Annotated in this window: 15 protein-coding genes; 14 read left to right on the forward strand and 1 reads right to left on the reverse strand. The window is 59.3% G+C overall.

Annotated features, from left to right (window positions below; translation table 11 throughout):
• Window positions 1-17: 17 nt before the first annotated feature.
• The gene (gene deoC, locus CMQ96_RS19975) at window positions 18-767 is read right to left on the reverse strand and encodes a deoxyribose-phosphate aldolase (RefSeq protein WP_024358585.1); all 750 of its coding nucleotides are present in this window, start codon (window positions 765-767) and stop codon (window positions 18-20) included.
• Between the two features lie 363 nt (window positions 768-1130).
• On the opposite strand from deoC, the gene CMQ96_RS19980 reads away from it, so the two are divergent.
• The 14 genes from CMQ96_RS19980 (at window position 1131) to CMQ96_RS20045 (ending at window position 16943) form a co-directional block, all read left to right on the forward strand.
• Entirely contained in the window at window positions 1131-1931 is an 801-nt protein-coding gene (locus CMQ96_RS19980) for a DeoR/GlpR family DNA-binding transcription regulator (RefSeq protein ID WP_098067217.1), read from the forward strand.
• 109 nt (window positions 1932-2040) lie between these two features.
• Window positions 2041-2730 carry a D-allulose 6-phosphate 3-epimerase gene (gene alsE, locus CMQ96_RS19985; RefSeq protein WP_098067218.1) on the forward strand — a complete coding sequence of 230 codons (690 nt, stop codon included), beginning with the start codon at window positions 2041-2043 and terminating at the stop codon, window positions 2728-2730.
• Between the two features lie 11 nt (window positions 2731-2741).
• Entirely contained in the window at window positions 2742-3683 is a 942-nt protein-coding gene (locus tag CMQ96_RS19990) for a ribokinase (RefSeq protein ID WP_098067219.1), read from the forward strand.
• A 36-nt stretch (window positions 3684-3719) separates the two neighbouring features.
• Window positions 3720-5054 (forward strand): L-fucose:H+ symporter permease, encoded by a 1335-nt coding sequence (gene fucP, locus CMQ96_RS19995; protein WP_098067220.1) that lies wholly within the window; start codon window positions 3720-3722, stop codon window positions 5052-5054.
• 1 nt (window position 5055) lies between these two features.
• The gene (locus CMQ96_RS20000; protein WP_098067221.1) at window positions 5056-5445 is read left to right on the forward strand and encodes a VOC family protein; all 390 of its coding nucleotides are present in this window, start codon (window positions 5056-5058) and stop codon (window positions 5443-5445) included.
• A 249-nt stretch (window positions 5446-5694) separates the two neighbouring features.
• Entirely contained in the window at window positions 5695-7251 is a 1557-nt protein-coding gene (locus CMQ96_RS20005) for a class I adenylate-forming enzyme family protein (protein ID WP_024358591.1), read from the forward strand.
• A complete protein-coding gene (locus CMQ96_RS20010; protein ID WP_098067222.1) occupies window positions 7248-8849 on the forward strand; it encodes an acyl CoA:acetate/3-ketoacid CoA transferase in 1602 nt (533 codons plus the stop codon). The genes CMQ96_RS20005 and CMQ96_RS20010 overlap by 4 nt, the downstream gene beginning before the upstream one ends.
• 2 nt (window positions 8850-8851) lie before the next feature.
• Window positions 8852-9586, forward strand: a complete 735-nt coding sequence (gene fabG / locus CMQ96_RS20015) for a 3-oxoacyl-ACP reductase FabG (protein ID WP_004134466.1) — start codon at window positions 8852-8854, stop codon at window positions 9584-9586.
• Between the two features lie 11 nt (window positions 9587-9597).
• A complete protein-coding gene (locus tag CMQ96_RS20020; protein ID WP_004134465.1) occupies window positions 9598-10788 on the forward strand; it encodes a thiolase family protein in 1191 nt (396 codons plus the stop codon).
• Window positions 10789-10923: 135 nt separating this feature from the next.
• On the forward strand, window positions 10924-12261 hold the full coding sequence (locus CMQ96_RS20025; protein WP_098067223.1) for an MFS transporter: 1338 nt from the start codon (window positions 10924-10926) through the stop codon (window positions 12259-12261).
• Window positions 12262-12274: 13 nt separating this feature from the next.
• Complete coding sequence (locus CMQ96_RS20030) at window positions 12275-13153, forward strand: SMP-30/gluconolactonase/LRE family protein (RefSeq protein ID WP_024358593.1); 879 nt, start codon at window positions 12275-12277, stop codon at window positions 13151-13153.
• A gap of 76 nt (window positions 13154-13229) precedes the next feature.
• Window positions 13230-14600 carry an MFS transporter gene (locus CMQ96_RS20035; RefSeq protein WP_024358594.1) on the forward strand — a complete coding sequence of 457 codons (1371 nt, stop codon included), beginning with the start codon at window positions 13230-13232 and terminating at the stop codon, window positions 14598-14600.
• Window positions 14601-14613: 13 nt separating this feature from the next.
• Window positions 14614-15789 (forward strand): glycerate kinase, encoded by a 1176-nt coding sequence (locus CMQ96_RS20040; RefSeq protein WP_098067224.1) that lies wholly within the window; start codon window positions 14614-14616, stop codon window positions 15787-15789.
• Window positions 15786-16943, forward strand: a complete 1158-nt coding sequence (locus tag CMQ96_RS20045) for a sugar diacid recognition domain-containing protein (protein WP_098067225.1) — start codon at window positions 15786-15788, stop codon at window positions 16941-16943. The genes CMQ96_RS20040 and CMQ96_RS20045 overlap by 4 nt, the downstream gene beginning before the upstream one ends.
• Window positions 16944-17188: the final 245 nt, after the last annotated feature.

The following is a 17188-nucleotide window of genomic DNA, read 5'->3' on the forward strand; positions in this document are numbered from 1 at the left end:
GCCCGCGGTCTCTCAGTTTAATCGGCGTTCAGCTCGGGAAAGCGTTCCGGGTGCTGCTCCAGTTCAGTCAGCACTTTGCTGACCGCGCCGTGACTCATGCCAAAGCGGCGGACGCCAAGCTGGTAAAGCGCGCGCACCGTTGCCAGATCGCGAATGCCTCCTGCGCCTTTGATATCGATTCGGCCTTTAAGCTGGTCGGCAATGATGCTGACTTTTTCCACCGTCGCGCCGGTGGGCGCCCAGCCGGTGGAGGTTTTGACCCACTTCATCCCCACCTCTACGGCGATATCGCACACGCGGCGAATCTGCTCCTCATTGAGATAGTGCGTTTCGAGGATCACCTTCGCCGGTACCGGCGCGGCGGCGTCCACCACGCGGCGTAAATCTTCGCGCACATAGTCATAATCGCCGGATAACACTTTGCCGATGTTCACCACCATATCGACTTCGCGGGCGCCATCGGCAATCAGCTGCCGCACTTCCTGAACCTTGGTATCAGTAGCATGCCCGCCGCCGGGAAAGCCGACCGGCCCGCCGATCATCACCTCTCCCGTACCCTGCTGCGGCAGCAACGTACTGAGAAACCGCGTCCAGCAGGGCAGCACGTGGACGGAAATAATGTTGTAGCGGGCGGCCAGCTCAGCGCAGGCGCGAACGTCCGCTTCGGTACTGGTGGCCTGGACTGCGCTCAGGTCGACTAAACGTGCAAAACGACGGGTTGTTTCATTCATGGTTTCATCCTGCTCTTTGTTTTTAATTACTTTCATTTAATGCTGTTAATCGGCTTAAATCCATTTAAAAACGCATCAAATGAAAATAACGTGATCAAATTAGCATTTTTTTATTTTCATTTGTTTTTAATTAGCAGGCAAGAAATGAACAGTGCCCTCGCAGAGCGGGCGTAAATGGTCATAAACGGGCGCAAAGGCAATGTTGCATTTATTTTTGTTTGTTTTTGTTTATGCCTGAATAGCGGGCGAGATAGCAAAAACGCTGGCGGCAGTGCAGCCGAAATGCGTGCGCTATCACACTGTCCGGCAGCGAAAAGCTCGCCTTCGTCGGACATTCCCGAGGTCTCAACGCCCTGCGCTAGGGAAAGGTAATCTGATTATGTACTTCAGGAGAGAGCTATGTTGCCGCTGGAACGTCATCGTTTGATTGTTGAACTGCTGGGCCAACGCGGCGTGATGCGGGTGAATGAGATTGCGCAAGCGACTCGGGTCTCAAGGGAAACGATTCGCCGCGATCTGAGCGTGCTGGAACGGAAAGGGATCTTAAATCGGAGCCACGGCGGAGCGCTGGCGGCGGAAAACCCGCTGCCGACGACCCGAGCGGCAGCGTCCGCCCTGCCGGTCGAAGATAGCCAGGGAAGCTTTCAGCAGAGAACGCTGCTGCACAGCGAAGGCAAAATGCGCGTTGCCCGTAAAGCGCTGCAGTTTCTGCAGCCGGGAAAGACCATCATCCTGGACGGCAGCAGCACCAGCTGGTTTTTGGCCCGGCAGATGCCGGAGATGGCGCTAACGGTGATTACGCCCTCCATCCGCATCTTGCAAACGCTGATGAGCCGACGCTCGTTGCATCTCGTAGGACTGGGGGGCGATTTTTCCCCGACCGAGGAGTCGTTCTTCGGTGAAACCGCCTCACGAACGCTGCGCGAGTACGCCATCGATACGCTCTTTTTCTCCTGCCAGGGTCTGGAGCGCGATAGCGGTTTATATGCGGGTACGGAAGCCCACGCCGCCCTGCTGAAACAGATGATGCTGGCCGCCCGTCAGACGGTGGCATTAGTCGACGGCAGCAAGCTGGGGCGAACAGGCGTCGCGCGGATCGGCGGCTTAGGCGAACTGGACTGTTTAATTACCGAAAAGTTTGCCGATCCGCTGCTGGAAAAAGAGATGACCTGGCATAACGTCGGCCTACAAATCGCCTGAGTACGCCGTCATGACGTGACGGCCAATACGCGCAATGTCGAAACGCCGCTTCATGCGGCAGGGCCAGACTTTGCCTGAAATCAGCCACTACCGGAATAAATGAGGCCTTATGCGTTATTACCTTTCTCCCTCGCTCATGTGCATGGACATGATGAAAGTGACGGAACAGCTGCACTTTTTAAACGGCAAAGCCGACAGGCTGCATGTCGACGTGATGGACGGCCACTATGTCAAAAATCTGGCGCTATCGGCCAGCTTTGTGACGCAGATTCGTCCCTACACATCGCTTCCCATCGATGTCCACCTGATGGTCGAAGAGCCCGCCTCGTTTATCCCGGCGCTAATAGAAGCCGGCGCTGACGCTATTTCACTGCATCCGGAAACCATCTGCCGGGAAGCCTTCCGGCTCATCAATATGCTTCGCCAGGCGGGGAAAGCGGTGGGCATGGTGCTCAATCCCGCCACGCCGGTTGAGAGCATCCAGCACTATCTGCATCTGCTCGATAAGGTCACGGTGATGACCGTCGATCCAGGCTATGCCGGTCAGCCTTTTATTCCCGAAATGCTCGCCAAAATCGCGCAGCTTCATCAGCTAAAAGAGACCCGCGACCTCCACTTCTTGCTGGAAGTCGACGGCTCATGCAACCGCACCACCTACCGTGAGCTGCTGGACGCCGGAGCGCAGGTATTGGTGATGGGCAGCAGCGGCTTATTCCGCCCGGATATGCCGCTCGAGCAGGCCTGGGAAAAAATGTCCCGCGATCTGTCCGCCGCGCTGCACTCCCCCGAGCGCGTATAAAGGAGCGAATGATGTCAGGAAAAGTCTGCGTTTTTGGTTCATTCAATTTCGACATGGTGGCCAGAGTGGAGCGCTTTCCGGTACCGGGCGAGTCGTTAGTGGCCTGCGGGAGTATGACCAGCGCCGGCGGAAAAGGGGCGAACCAGGCCACCGCTGCGCTAAAAGCGGGAGCGAATGTCCACTACATCGGCAAGATTGGCAATGATACCTTCGGCCATTTTGCCCGCCGCCATCTGAAAGGCGTGGGGTTTAACGCCGTGACGCTGCTGGTCGCCGAAGATATCCCCACCGGCAATGCGCTGATTTATGTGGCCGGCAACGATGCTGAAAACATGATCGCCGTCGATCCCGGCGCGAATATGACGGTGAGCGATGATGAAATCGCCGGCTGCGTCCCCGCTATCGGCTGCGCGGATGTGGTGCTGGTTCAGTTGGAGAACAATCTTTCCGCGATTGAACGGGTCGTTGACGCCGCTAAAGCAGCCGGGGCCTTCGTGGTGCTCAATCCCGCCCCCTGGCAGCCCGTTGATAACGCATTTCTGAGTAAAGTGGATTTGCTTACCCCGAACGCGACGGAGGCCGGGTTAATGACCGGGTGTCAGGTCGATAGTCTCGCGGCCGCGGCCGAGGCCGCCGATACGCTGCATGCTCAGGGCGCGCGCAACGTCATTATCACCCTTGGCGCAAAGGGCGCCCTGCTGAGCGAGCAGGGCGTGAAATCCCCTATCCCGTGCTTTCCTTCTCATCCCCGCGATACCACCGGCGCGGGCGATGCCTTCAACGGCGCGCTGGCGGCGCGGCTGGCCTGCGGCGAACCGCTGCATACCGCGGCCCGATTTGCGGCGGCCTATGCCGCCGTCAGCGTCGAAAAGCAGGGCGCGTCATCCTTACCTGACTACGAAGAGGCACGAGAACGGCTTTTGCGTGCCGCCTCTGATTATGAAATGGCATAAACCCTACTGTATAAAAACCATTAAGAGGATAGCTCAATGAGTACGTTAATAACGGATAAGGTCGATAAAGCGGCGGTCCACAATGAAAAACTGGATACCAGCGCGTATTTACCGCACACCCCCTGGCTGCAATTTTTACTGGTCTGTTGCCTGTTTGCGCTATGGGGCATGGCGGGCAACCTGAATGATATTTTGATCGCCCAGTTTAAAAAGGGCTTCGATTTAACGGATACCCAGACGGCGCTGGTGCAGTCGATTTTTTTCCTCGGCTACTTTTTTGTCGCCCTGCCTGCGGCGGCGCTGATTAAGCGTTATTCCTATAAAGCGGCGATTATTATTGGGCTGTGCCTGTACGCTCTCGGCTGTTTCCTGTTCGTTCCGGCCGCGCAGATCATGACCTACGGCGCGTTCCTCGCCTGCCTGGGGGTGATCGCCTGCGGACTCTCTTTTCTGGAAACGTCGGCAAACACCTACTCAAGCCTGCTGGGCCCGATTCAATCCTCCACCCAGCGCATTAACTTTTCGCAGATCTTCAACTCGCTGGGGGTGATTTCCGGCGTGCTGATTGGCCAGGTGATGGTGTTTGGCGAAAACGATCCGAGCCATGAACAGCTGCAGGCGATGCCCGCCGCCGCCGCGGACGCCGCGCGCCATCAAATGGTCGGCCAGGTGGTCGGGCCCTATCTGATTATCGGCTCCGTGCTGGTGGTGCTGGCGCTGGTGTTCGTGTTTATTAAATTCCCGTCGTGCAAGGGCACGCCGTCACAACAGCAGCAGATCCCGACAGAAAGCATGGGGTCAACGCTGAAACGCCTGTTTGCTATCCCGCGCTTTCGCCTCGGGATCCTGTCGCAGTTTTTGTACGTCGGCGCCCAGGTTGGCGTATGGAGCTTCACGATCCGCTTTGTGCAGCTCGTGCAGCAGGGCACCAGCGAGCACTCCGCGACCTACTGGCTGCTGGCTTCTCTGGTGATTTACGCCGTGGGTAAAACCGTCGCCACCTGGCTGATGAACCGCCTCAATCCGGCGCTGCTGCTCGGCACCTTTGCCCTGGCCGCCACCGCCCTTTTATTGGTTGCCGTATTCAGCAGTTCAATGCTGGCGGTCTATGCGCTCATTCTGGTCAGCTTCTGTATGGCGCCATGCTGGCCGACCAACTTTGGCCTGGTCATTAAGGGCATGGGGAAAGATACCCAGACCGCAGGCTCGATCGTAGTGATGTCGATTATCGGCGGGGCCGTTATTCCACTGGTGATGGGCATTATCTCGGATATGAACGGCGGCAATATGCAAATCGCCTTTATCGCTCCGCTCCTGTGCTTTGTGTATGTCGCTTTCTACGGTTTCTGGTGCGTGCGTAAGGGGGTATAACATGCGCGAACTTATCAACACGATTGCTCATATTGGCTATCAGGTCAGCGACTTAACGCATTCGCTTGCCTTCTATGAACCACTGGGCTTTCAGCGCCAGCAGCGGTTTAGCAAGCCGTCGCCGCAGGGCACTATTGAAGTCGCGTTCCTGGAAATGGCGGGCGCCGTCCTCGAGCTGTATCAGCTTCCCGCAGGAACGCCCTTTGACGCTCCTCGCTGCGGTATCGATCATCTGGCGCTGGAAGTCCGCGACCTGGATGCGGTGCAGCAGCGGCTGGCGGCGCTCGGCTATCCGCTCGATGAAGGGCCGATTGAGGAAGAAAATGTGCGCTTCCTGCTTATTCGCGGCCCCGACGGCGAACGGCTCGAGTTCGATGCCTTTAAACGCTAAGCGGCAGGGCTGATCCCTTTCTTCCTTTTAGGCCCGGTTAATACGGGTCTAAAAGCGGGCTTCCTCAGGCTTTACAAAAGCCTGTCTGATTCCAGTATTTCTCCCCCCTATCCGGCCTCTCCTGCCTATTGTGCAATGTTACAAAATTGCTTCCGTTTTGTTGATTTTCTATTGTGAGCCATTCGGCAATTTCCTCTCCTGAATTTCCCCAGACTACTTCCAGTCAATACGCAATATCAGGAGAGACAAATGAGCAGCACCTCCGCCGACTTCCAGAATCTGTACCAGGCCCTGAGCCGCAGCGCCGCCCGTAGCCCGGATGCGCTGGCGCTGGCGTTTGAGGATCGGCGCTATCTGTACCGCGATTTTCACCTGCGGGTACAGCGAGCGATGGCGCAGCTTGACCGCATCTGGTCGCTGCGCAAAGGCGATCGAATCCTGCTGGCCTGGGGGAATCATCCCGCTTTTTGCGAAGTCCTATTTGCCGCGCTGGGTCTGGGCATCGAAGTGGTGCCTTTCAGCACTAAGCTTAAGCAGGCCGAAAGCGAGGAGCTGGTGGGCCATATCGCCCCGCGGGCCGTGCTGTTCGATGCAACCGTGCAGGACTGGCTGAAACAGACTCCCGACGCCCTCTGCGTTTCGCTCAGCGAATGGCAGGCGCTCTCTCTTCCCGATCCGCTAACCTGTTTGCCGACCCCGGTTAACCGCGATGATACGGCGGTGATGATGTTTACCTCCGGTACCACCGGAGAGCCGAAAGGGGCGATTATCACGCACCACAACCTGCTCTGCGCGATTGACGCTTACGCGCAAAAACTGAATCTCACCGCCGCGGATAGCACCATTCTGGCGGTGCCTATCTATCACATCACCGGCCTGTCGGCGCTGCTGGCGCTGTTTATTAGCCTCGGCGCGAGCCTCTGGCTACAGCACCGGTTTAACGCCCCGCAGGTAATCAACACCCTGCGCGAGCAGAACATTACCTTTCTGCACGGCTCGCCAACCATTTTTATCCTGCTGTGCCAGGCTGCGCGCGAGCAGAGCGCCAGCCATCCAGGCGATTTCCCCGCGCTACGCACGATTGCCTGCGGCGCGGGCCACCTGAGCGACGGACTGATCGCTGAGCTAAAAACCCTGTTTCCGCATACGGCGATTCAGCCGATCTACGGTCTCACCGAAACGACCTCGCCCGCCACCATCTTTCCAGGCGATGTCTGGGGCAGCGATAAATGCGGCAGCTCGGGGCAGGCGATCCCCGGCCTCGCCATTGCGATCCGCAACGATCGCCAGCAGCCCCTCCCCGCCGGCCAAATCGGGCATATCTGGCTCAAAGGCGATGTGGTGATCCGCGAATACTGGCAGCACAGCGAACGACGGCCGAGCTGCGATGCGCAGGGCTGGTTTTGTACCGGCGATCTGGGCTATCTCGACGACGAAGGCTGGCTGTACATCAAAGACCGCAGCAAGGACATGATCAATCGCGGCGGAGAGAAGATCTACTCGCTGGAGCTGGAGAACATCCTCTCTACCTATCGGGGAGTGCGGGAAGTTGCCGTGATCCCGACCCCCAGCCCGGTCTATGGCGAAGAGCCGGTGGCGTTTATCGTGCCGGACGGTCAGCACCACCTGACCAGCGAAGAGATCCTCGGCTGGCTGAAGGTCAAAATCGCCCGCTTTAAGCTGCCGGCGCGCATTATTTTCACCCGCGTTTTACCGCGTACCCATAACGGAAAAGTGAGCAAGCAGCAGCTCAAAGCGCGCCTCGCGGAATCCATCATCACGCTATCAACGGAGGATAAAAAGTGAGCAGCAAATTTATCGACGCCCATCAAGCGGCGCAGCGGGTCGCCAGCGGCGACACCGTCTGTACCGTCGGGATGACGCTTATCGGCGCGGCGGAGTCCATTTTAAGCGCTATCGAAGCGCGCTTTCTGACCGCGGGCGAACCGCGCGATCTGACGCTGCTGCATGCCGCTGGGCAAAGCGATCGCCAGCGCGGTATCCAGCACTTCGCCCATCCGGGTATGGTGACGCGCCTTATCGGCTCGCACTGGGGCCTGGCGCCGCGCTGGATGGCGATGATCAACAACAACGAAGTGGAAGCCTGGTGTCTGCCGCAGGGGCAGATCGTTCATCTCTATAGCGCGATGGCCGCCGGACTTGCGGGGAGGCTTTCCCCCGTCGGGCTCGGTACCTTTGTCGATCCGCGCATGGAAGGCGGGCGGATGAACGCCCGCACCCGCGAACGGCCCGATCTGATCGAGCACGTGACGTTTCGCGGCGCCGAATATCTGTTTTACCCGGCCATTCCCCTGGACGTGGTCATTGTGCGCGGCACCCATGCTGATGAAGACGGCAACCTCACGACCGATGAAGAGGTGATGAAGCTGGAAGTTCTGCACGCGGTTCTCGCCGCCAGACGCTATGGGGCGAAGGTGCTGGCGCAGGTGAAATATCGCGTGGCGAAAGGCTCGCTGCATCCGAAAAGCGTCACCGTTCCCGGCAACCTGATTGACGCCATTGTGGTGTGCGAAGAGCCGCAGACGGATCACCGCCAGACCTCCAGTTGGGACTTCGATCCGGCGCTGTGCGGCGATATCCAACTGCCCGCCGCGCAGAGCGCGCCGCTGCCGCTCGACCTGCGCAAACTTATCGGGCGGATAGCCTGCCGCTATCTGACGCCCGGCTGCGTCATCAATCTCGGCACCGGCATTCCCAACGACGTTATTGGCGCCATCATTCACGAAGAACGGCTCGGCGAGCAGGTCACCATCACCGTGGAGTCGGGGATCTACGGCGGCCAGCAGGCGGGCGGCGTTGATTTCGGCATCGGTCGTAATCTGAGCGCGATGATAGGCCACCAGGATCAAATGATCTATTACAACGGCGCGGGAGTCGATATCACCTTTATGGGCGCCGGCGAGATGGACCCGCACGGCCACGTCAACGCTACGCGGCTCGGCGCATCCTGCCCCGGCGCGGGCGGTTTTATCGACATCACCCAGAATGCCCGCCACGTCGTGTTCTGCTCCTCTTTTACCGCCAAAGGGCTGGAGATCGCCTGTGAACAAGGGGCGCTGCATATCCGCCGCGAAGGCGAGGTACGTAAATTCGTCGCCGGGGTTAATCAGATTTCTTATAACGGCGAGCTGGCCCGCGCCAAAGGACAAACCATGCATTACGTCACCGAACGGGCGGTTTTCGAACTACGCCCGGAGGGGCCGGTGCTGACGGAAATCGCCCCCGGTATCGATCTTGAGCGCGACATCCTGGCGCATATGGATTTTCGTCCGACGATCGCCGCGGATCTTCAGGTTATGGACAGCCGCTTGTTCACCCCGCAGCCCTGCGGCCTCGCGGAACATCTGTCCCGGAATTCATCCTCTGACTCACAAGGAAATTAGCTATGAAACTTGCCAGTAAAACCGCCATTGTCACCGGCGCCGCGCGCGGTATCGGCTTTGGCATTGCTCAGGTGCTTGCGCGGGAAGGCGCGCGCGTAATCATCGCCGATCGCGACGCGCACGGCGAAGCCGCCGCCGCGTCCCTGCGCGAATCGGGCGCACAGGCGCTGTTTATCAGCTGCAATATCGGTGACAAAGCGCAGGTCGAAGCGCTGTTTTCCCAGGCCGAAGAGGCGTTTGGCGCGGTGGATATTGTGGTGAATAACGCCGGAATCAACCGCGACGCCATGCTGCACAAACTCTCCGAAGCGGACTGGGACACGGTGATCGATGTCAATCTGAAGGGCACTTTTCTCTGTATGCAGCAGGCCGCCATCCGTATGCGCGAGCGCGGCGCGGGCCGCATTATCAATATCGCTTCCGCCAGCTGGCTTGGCAACGTCGGACAAACCAACTATTCGGCGTCAAAAGCCGGCGTGGTGGGGATGACCAAAACCGCCTGCCGCGAACTGGCGAAGAAAGGCGTCACGGTCAACGCCATCTGCCCGGGCTTTATCGATACCGATATGACCCGCGGCGTCCCGGAAAACGTCTGGCAAATCATGATCAATAAAATACCCGCGGGTTACGCCGGGGAGGCGAAAGACGTTGGCGAGTGCGTGGCGTTTCTGGCGTCTGACGGCGCGCGCTATATCAACGGTGAAGTGATTAACGTCGGCGGCGGCATGGTGCTGTAAGGAGAAAAACGATGACACAGGCTAATGATATTGTGGTTGTCAGCGGCGTCCGTACCGCTATTGGCACGTTTAACGGCAGTCTTAAGCATACCCACCAGCATGACCTCGGGGCGGCGGTTATTCGCGAAGCGGTCAACCGCGCCGGACTTGCGCCGCAGGATATCGACGAAACGATCGTCGGCAACGTCGGGCAAATCGCCGAAAGCGGTTTTATCGCCCGCATCTGCCAACTGCGGGCGGGGATCCCACAGGAGAGCACCGCGTATTCGGTTAACCGCCAGTGCGGATCCGGGCTCCAGGCCCTCGCGGACGGCATGATGCAGCTGCAAAGCGGCCAGGCCGAGGTGGTCGTCGCCTGCGGAACGGAAAATATGACCCAGCTCCCCTACTACCTGCGTAAAGCGCGCGATGGCTATCGCATGGGCCACGGCGAGCTGGAAGATGGGCTGATCTCCATTCTCACCTGGCCGGAAGGGCCTTATCACAACGGCATCACGGCGGAAAACGTTGCGCAACGTTTCGGTATCACCCGCGAAGCGATGGACGATTTCGCCTGGTCGAGCCAGCAGAAGGCGCTGAAGGCGATCGCTGAGGAGCGCTTCCGCGAGCAGATTCTGGCTCTTGAGGTGCCGGACGGCAAAAAAGCGACCCGCCTGTTCGCGACCGATGAACACCCGCGCGACACCCCGCGCGAAAAGCTTGCCGCGCTGCGTCCGGCATTTAAAGCCGACGGCGTGGTGACGGCGGCCAACTCCTCCGGCATTAACGACGGCGCGGCCGCGCTGGTGATGATGACCCGCCAGCAGGCGGAAAAGCGCGGCCTCACCCCGCGTATGCGAATTCGCGGCTGGGCGGTTGCCGGCTGCGGCGCGGAGATTATGGGGTTTGGTCCCTCTCCCGCGACCCGACGCCTGATGGACCGTCTCAATATGGATGTTCACGCCATCGATTTAATTGAACTCAATGAGGCCTTCGCCGCCCAGGCGCTGGCGGTGATGAACGATCTGCGTCTCGATCCGGCCCGCGTCAACGTCAACGGCGGCGCGATCGCTCTCGGCCATCCGGTGGGCGCCAGCGGTGCGATCCTGCCGGTCAAACTGATGTATGAAATGGCGCGCAGCGGCGCGCGCACCGGTCTGGTCACCATGTGCATCGGCGGCGGCCAGGGGATTTCTATGCTGTTCGAGCGCGAAGGCGCTTAGGAAAAGACGGCCCGAAGTGGGGCTTCGGGCCGGGCGTCGTTCGGGTCAGCACCCGGCGACAACCTGTGAGCTGACGAACGGGATCGACGCGATCCCGGCAAGGCTTCTGACCACGAATACGGGGAAATAATAACCATGTCCGCAATAAATGAAAAGGCGGTAAACGGGACGCAGCTACAGCGCACCCATAAAAAGATCTACCGCCATTTGATGCCGCTACTTATCGTGGCGTACATCATCAGCTTTATTGATCGTACCAATATTGGCATGGCGAAAGCGACCATGTCGGTGGATATCGGCCTTTCCGCAACCGCATTCGGCCTCGGGGCCGGGTTGTTTTTTCTCACCTACGCGGTGCTGGAGATCCCCAGCAACCTGTTTTTAACCCGGATTGGCGCGCGGCGCTGGATCGCCCGCATCATGATCACCTGGGGGATCATCTCCTGCGGTATGGCGTTCGTCACCGGGCCTACGTCCTTTTACGTGATGCGCCTTTTGCTCGGCGCCGCCGAAGCGGGGCTGTATCCGGGCATTATTTACTACCTGACCCTCTGGTTTGGCCGTGAAGAGCGCGCTAAAGCCACCGGCCTGTTCCTGCTGGGGGTCTGCCTGGCCAATATTATCGGCGCGCCGCTGGGCGGATTGTTATTAAGCCTTGATGGAATGTCCGGCTGGCACGGCTGGCAGTGGATGTTCTTTATCGAAGGGCTGCCCGCGATAGCGCTGGCGTTCGTCGTCTGGCGCAGGCTGCCGGATAAACCCGCCGACGCCCGCTGGCTGGACAGCCACGACGTACAGGCAATCACTGCGGTGCTGGAGAAAGAAGCCGAGGAGACGCGCCATACGCCAAGCCGCTTTTCCCTGAAAACCGCGCTCACCACCCGCGTATTTTTGTTGCTGGTGCTGATTTACTTTACCCACCAGTTCTCGGTTTACGGCCTGAGTTATTTCCTGCCGGGGATCATCGGAAGCTGGGGCCAGCTTACCCCGCTGCAGATCGGTCTGCTGACCGCCATCCCGTGGGTCGCCGCCGCCGCTGGCGGGATCCTGCTGCCGCGTTTCGCCCGGACGGAACAGCGTTCGCGCAGCATGCTGATGGCCGGGTATCTGGTCATGGCGACCGGCATGGCGATTGGCGCGATTGCCGGCCACGGCGTGGCGTTGCTTGGCTTCTCGCTGGCCGCCTTCATGTTCTTCGCCATGCAATCCATCATCTTTAACTGGCTCCCCTCGATCATGAGCGGACATATGCTGGCGGGCAGCTTCGGACTGCTTAACTGCCTCGGATTGTGCGGCGGCTTTCTCGGGCCGTTTATCCTCGGCGCGTTTGAGGACCGCACCGGCGCGGCGACGTCCGGCTTATGGTTCGCCGTCGCGCTACTGATTGTCGGCGCGCTGGCATCTCTGTTGATTAAAAGTTCGTCATCCTCTACCCCCGCCTCGGCAAAACAGGCCCGCGGCGAAAACGCTTAATCAGGAGCGCCTTATGCGTATCGAAGTGTTACTGGATTTAAAAACTCGCCTCGGCGAGAGCCCTGTATGGGATATCGAGCAGCAACGTCTTTGGTGGGTAGATAGCCTCGACGGGCGCCTGTTCGCCTGTAACGCGCAGGGCGGCGCGATTAAGAGCTGGGACGTGCGGCAGAAAATTGGCTCTTTCGCCCTGCGCCAGAACGGCGAAGGCGCGGTGGTAGCGCTACAGAATGGCGTTCATCTGCTCGACTTCGCCAGCGGCGGGCTGACGCTGCTGCACCATCCGGAAGCGGACCGGCCCTTTAACCGGCTCAACGACGGTAAAGTCGATCGTCAGGGACGCTTTCTGTTCGGGTCGATGGATATGCGCGAAGAGGAGCCAAGCGGCGCGCTATATCGCCTGGACGCCGATCTGTCACTGCACGTGCTGAAGAAAAATATCATCGTCTCTAACGCCCCCTGCTGGAGCCCCTCCGGCGAAACGTTCTACTTTGCCGATACCTGGACGGGCGAAATCTGTGCCTGGGACTACAACACCGCGACCGGCGATCTCTCTGGCGAACGTGTCTTTTGCCACGTCGATCGCAGCGAAGGTGGCGCGGCGGATGGCGCCACCGTGGACAGCGAAGGCTATCTGTGGAACGCGCTGGTCTATGCGGGCAAGCTGGTGCGCTACACGCCGGAGGGCGAGGTCGATCGCATCATTGAGATGCCGGTGAAAAAAGTCACCAGCGTGATGTTCGGCGGCGAAAACCTCGACGTGCTGTACGTCACCTCAATGGCGCAGCCGCCGCTACCGCGCTTCCCGGAAGATAATCAGCTACGCGGCAGCCTGTTCGCCATTTACGACCTGGGCGTCACCGGCGTAGCGGAACGGCGCTTTGCCGGTTAAACGAATATCCGGCTCGCCGCGATAACAATAATACCCGGCGAACCCACTCTGACCCTGATACCTGGCGGCGCGCGCCATGCTGTCGCGACGCCGCGGAGTAAACACGACTATGACAACAATCAATCAAACACCTGCCGGCGAACAAGGCGCAAAAAAGCGGCTGATACATCGTTTCTCCTGGGTTTCGCTGCTGGTTTGCTGGCTAATCTGGGTGCTTAACGCCTACGACCGCGAGATGATCCTGCGCCTTGGCCCGGTCATCTCTAAGGAGTTCTCGCTCTCGCCGGAACAGTGGGGCAACGTCGTCGCGCTGATTATGGTTGCCCTGGCGGTGCTGGATATCCCCGGCTCCATCTGGAGCGATCGCTACGGTTCAGGCTGGAAGCGGGCGCGCTTTCAGGTACCGCTGGTGCTGGGCTATACCGCCCTCTCTTTTATTTCCGGGATTAAAGCGATCAGCCACGGGCTGACGGCGTTTGTGCTGCTGCGCGTTGGCGTCAACCTCGGGGCCGGCTGGGGCGAGCCCGTCGGCGTCAGCAACACCGCGGAGTGGTGGCCGAAAGAGAAGCGCGGCTTCGCGCTGGGGGTGCATCATACCGGCTATCCGATTGGCGCGCTGCTGAGCGGCGTGGTGGCAAGTCTGGTGCTTTCCGCATTTGGCGAAGGCAGCTGGCGCTACTGCTTCCTGCTGGCGCTGATCGTCGCCATCCCGCTGATGATTTTCTGGGCGAAATATTCCACCGCCGATCGCATCAACACGCTTTATCAGCATATCGATAGCCAGGGGATGACGCGCCCGGCGACCCAGGAAAGCAGCCATGTTGCCAAAGGCGAAGGGATGAAGACCTTTTTACGTACCCTGCGCAACCGCAATATTTCGCTAACGGCGGGCAATACCCTGCTGACGCAAATTGTCTATATGGGCATTAACGTTGTGCTGCCGCCGTATCTTTATCACGTCTCCGGCCTGTCGCTGGCGGCATCCGCCGGGCTAAGTATTATCTTCACGCTGACCGGTACTCTGGGCCAGATAATCTGGCCCTGGCTATCCGATAGCTTTGGTCGTAAACGTACTCTGATCGTCTGCGGTCTGTGGATGAGTATCGGCATTGCGCTGTTCTATTTCGCCACCAATATGCCGCGTCTTATCGCCATTCAGCTCTTTTTTGGCCTGGTGGCCAACGCCGTGTGGCCTATCTACTACGCAATGGCCTCGGATTCCGCCGAAGAACGCGCCACCTCTACCGCCAACGGAATTATCACCACGGCGATGTTTATCGGCGGCGGCCTTTCGCCATTGCTTATGGGCTGGCTCATCCAGTTCGGTGGGGGATGGGAAAATCCGGCGGGTTATATCTACGCCTTCTTTACCATGGCGGGATGCGCGCTGCTGGGGATGTTGTTGCAGCTGATGACCACCGATAAAACGCCGCGCAAAGCGCATTAACGCAGGAGAACGCATGAAGATTGTTATCGCGCTGGATTCGTTTAAGGGCAGCTGTAGCGCGCAGGCCGCTTGCGCAGCGGTCGCACGGGGATTGCGCCGGGTTGACGAGGCGCTGGAGCTGGTCGAAATGCCCGTGTCGGACGGCGGAGAGGGACTGCTTTCGACCCTTGCGGAAAGTCCGCAGCTGAAGGGCGCGAGGTGGCAGCAGCAGCGCTGTACCTCGCCTTACGGCCTCGCCGTACAGGCCGCGTTTCTGATCCTGCCCGGCGAGCGGGCCATTATTGAGATGGCGCAAAGCTGTGGGCTCGAGCTTACGCCGAAAGCGCAGCGGGATGTGCGTCTGGCCAGCAGTTTTGGGCTGGGCGAACAGGTAAAAGCGGCGCTGGATGCCGGTTGCCGGCGTCTGATTATCGGGCTGGGCGGCAGCGCGACCAACGATGGCGGCATCGGTTTCGCCCAGGCGCTTGGCGCACGATTCTTGCGCAAGGACGGCACGCTGCTGCCGGTTCCCGCCGCGGGCCAGGATCTTGCGCATATCCAGCGCATCGATTTAAGCGAACTGGACCCGCGTTTACGACAGGCCGAAATTCAGGCCTCCTGCGACGTCACCAATCCTCTGCTTGGAACCGATGGCGCCACCTGGGTTTATGGCGCGCAGAAAGGGGCGGATGGGGCGGCGCTGAGCGAGCTGGAGGCGGGTATGGCGCACTACAGCCGGCAGCTTACGCAAACGCTCGGCTACGACGTCAGCGAAGCGCCAGGCGCCGGGGCCGCGGGCGGTATGGGAGCTGCGCTGATCGCCTATGCGGGCGGCACGCTGCGTCCGGGCATTGACCTGGTGCTGGAATTGCTAAACGCCGACCGCCATCTTAGCGATGCCGCGCTGACCATCGTCGGTGAAGGCTGGCTCGATCGCCAGAGCGCCTTTGGTAAAGCCCCGGTGGGCGTGGCGGGCAAAGCGGCGCGCCACGGCGTACCGGTTGTGGCCCTTTGCGGCGGGCGCGATGAGAGCAGTCGGCAATTGTATCAACACCATATTGACGCGATGTGGTCTATCTGCCAGCGCCCTATGCCGCTGGCGGAGTCGATGAACACATGCGAACAGCTCCTCGCCGACGCAGCGGAGAATGTTCTACGAACCTTTCTGAGCGGACGGCGCGGAGAGGCACATAAGCGGATAACTGTATGATTATTACGACGGCGCTGGCTAATGAAATTGTCGCCCGGGCAATGGCGATAATTCATCATAACGTGAACGTGATTGACCATCATGGACAGATTATTGCCTCAGGTGAACGTCATCGTATCGGCGAGCAGCATGAAATCGCCCGCGAGGTGATACGCACCGGTAAACGTATTTGTATTAATAACACCGCGGAAGCCGCGCGTTTTCAGAATGTGCATCCCGGGATTAATCATCCCATTATGTATGACGATCGCGTGGTGATGGTGGTGGGCATCAGCGGCGACCCGGCGGCAATAAGCCGCTATGCTGAACTGGCGGTGCTTACCGCCGAACTACTGGTCCGCCAGGCCATAGAGATGCGGGAAACCAACTGGCGACAGCGTCTGCGCGACACCCTGTTTTGTCAGTACCTTGAGCAGGGAGCCGCGCCCGCCGGACAGGAAGCGCTTCATCGCCTGGTGGAGCTTGGCTTTAATTTTAATGCCCCGCTGATGCCGGTTGTGGTGACCGTGCAGGTCGAACAGCACCAGCTAAGCGAAGTATTGAGTACGCTGCTGCGGGAATTCTCGCAGCTGTCCGGGGTAAGAGACGTCATTTTGCTGGGCAGCAATGAAATACTTATCCTCAATATGCTATGCGAACCCCAGGAGACGATGCTGCGGGGCATCGAGTTTGTTCTCAGCAATCAGATCAGCCATTACCATATCGGGATTGGCGTGCAGGCGGACAACGCCCCGGATATTCGCGAGGCTATCCGATTCGCCCGTTCGGTGATTGAGGTGGGGAGCAAAGTGCAGCCGCAGCGACAAATCTACTACTTTCGCGAGATGGCGATGCTCTGCCTGTTCCGGGTGCTGGAAGACAGCTATATGGTGAATTTTTTTATCAATAACGTACGCCAGCTGCTTGAGCATGATTCCGGCGAAGTGCTGCTGGATACCCTGAGCAGCTTTATTGCCAATAACGCCGAGCCGGGCAAAACGTCGCTGCTGTTGGGGATTCATCGCAATACGCTCACCTACCGGCTACAGCAGATTAAAAAGCATATTCAGCTCGATCCGATGGTCTTCACCGACCTGACGCAGCTGGCGGTGTCGGTACACTGCTATCGTCGGCAGAACCCGCGCCAGAGCGAATGGATTGATACCTTAAGCTAGAGAGCGGCGGGTGCTCTCGCCCGCCCTGCAGGGGAAATACCCCACAGCCATGTCCGGGAGGAAGCGGCTCGAACGTTACCGGTCGCGGTGTATCACTCTGAGATCGACGTTTATCAAAATAATAGCGCGCCCGGCGTTTTTATCGCGAGCGGGGCGCCCGTCGCCGATGGCGGGCTTTTCGCCTCATCCCTTCGGCGAAGCTTGCTCGCTTCAGTCGCCATTTCTGTACATAATTTAATCAAATG

This window comes from Klebsiella sp. MBT K-1 (assembly GCF_002556465.1).
Taxonomy (GTDB): domain Bacteria; phylum Pseudomonadota; class Gammaproteobacteria; order Enterobacterales; family Enterobacteriaceae; genus Klebsiella; species Klebsiella grimontii.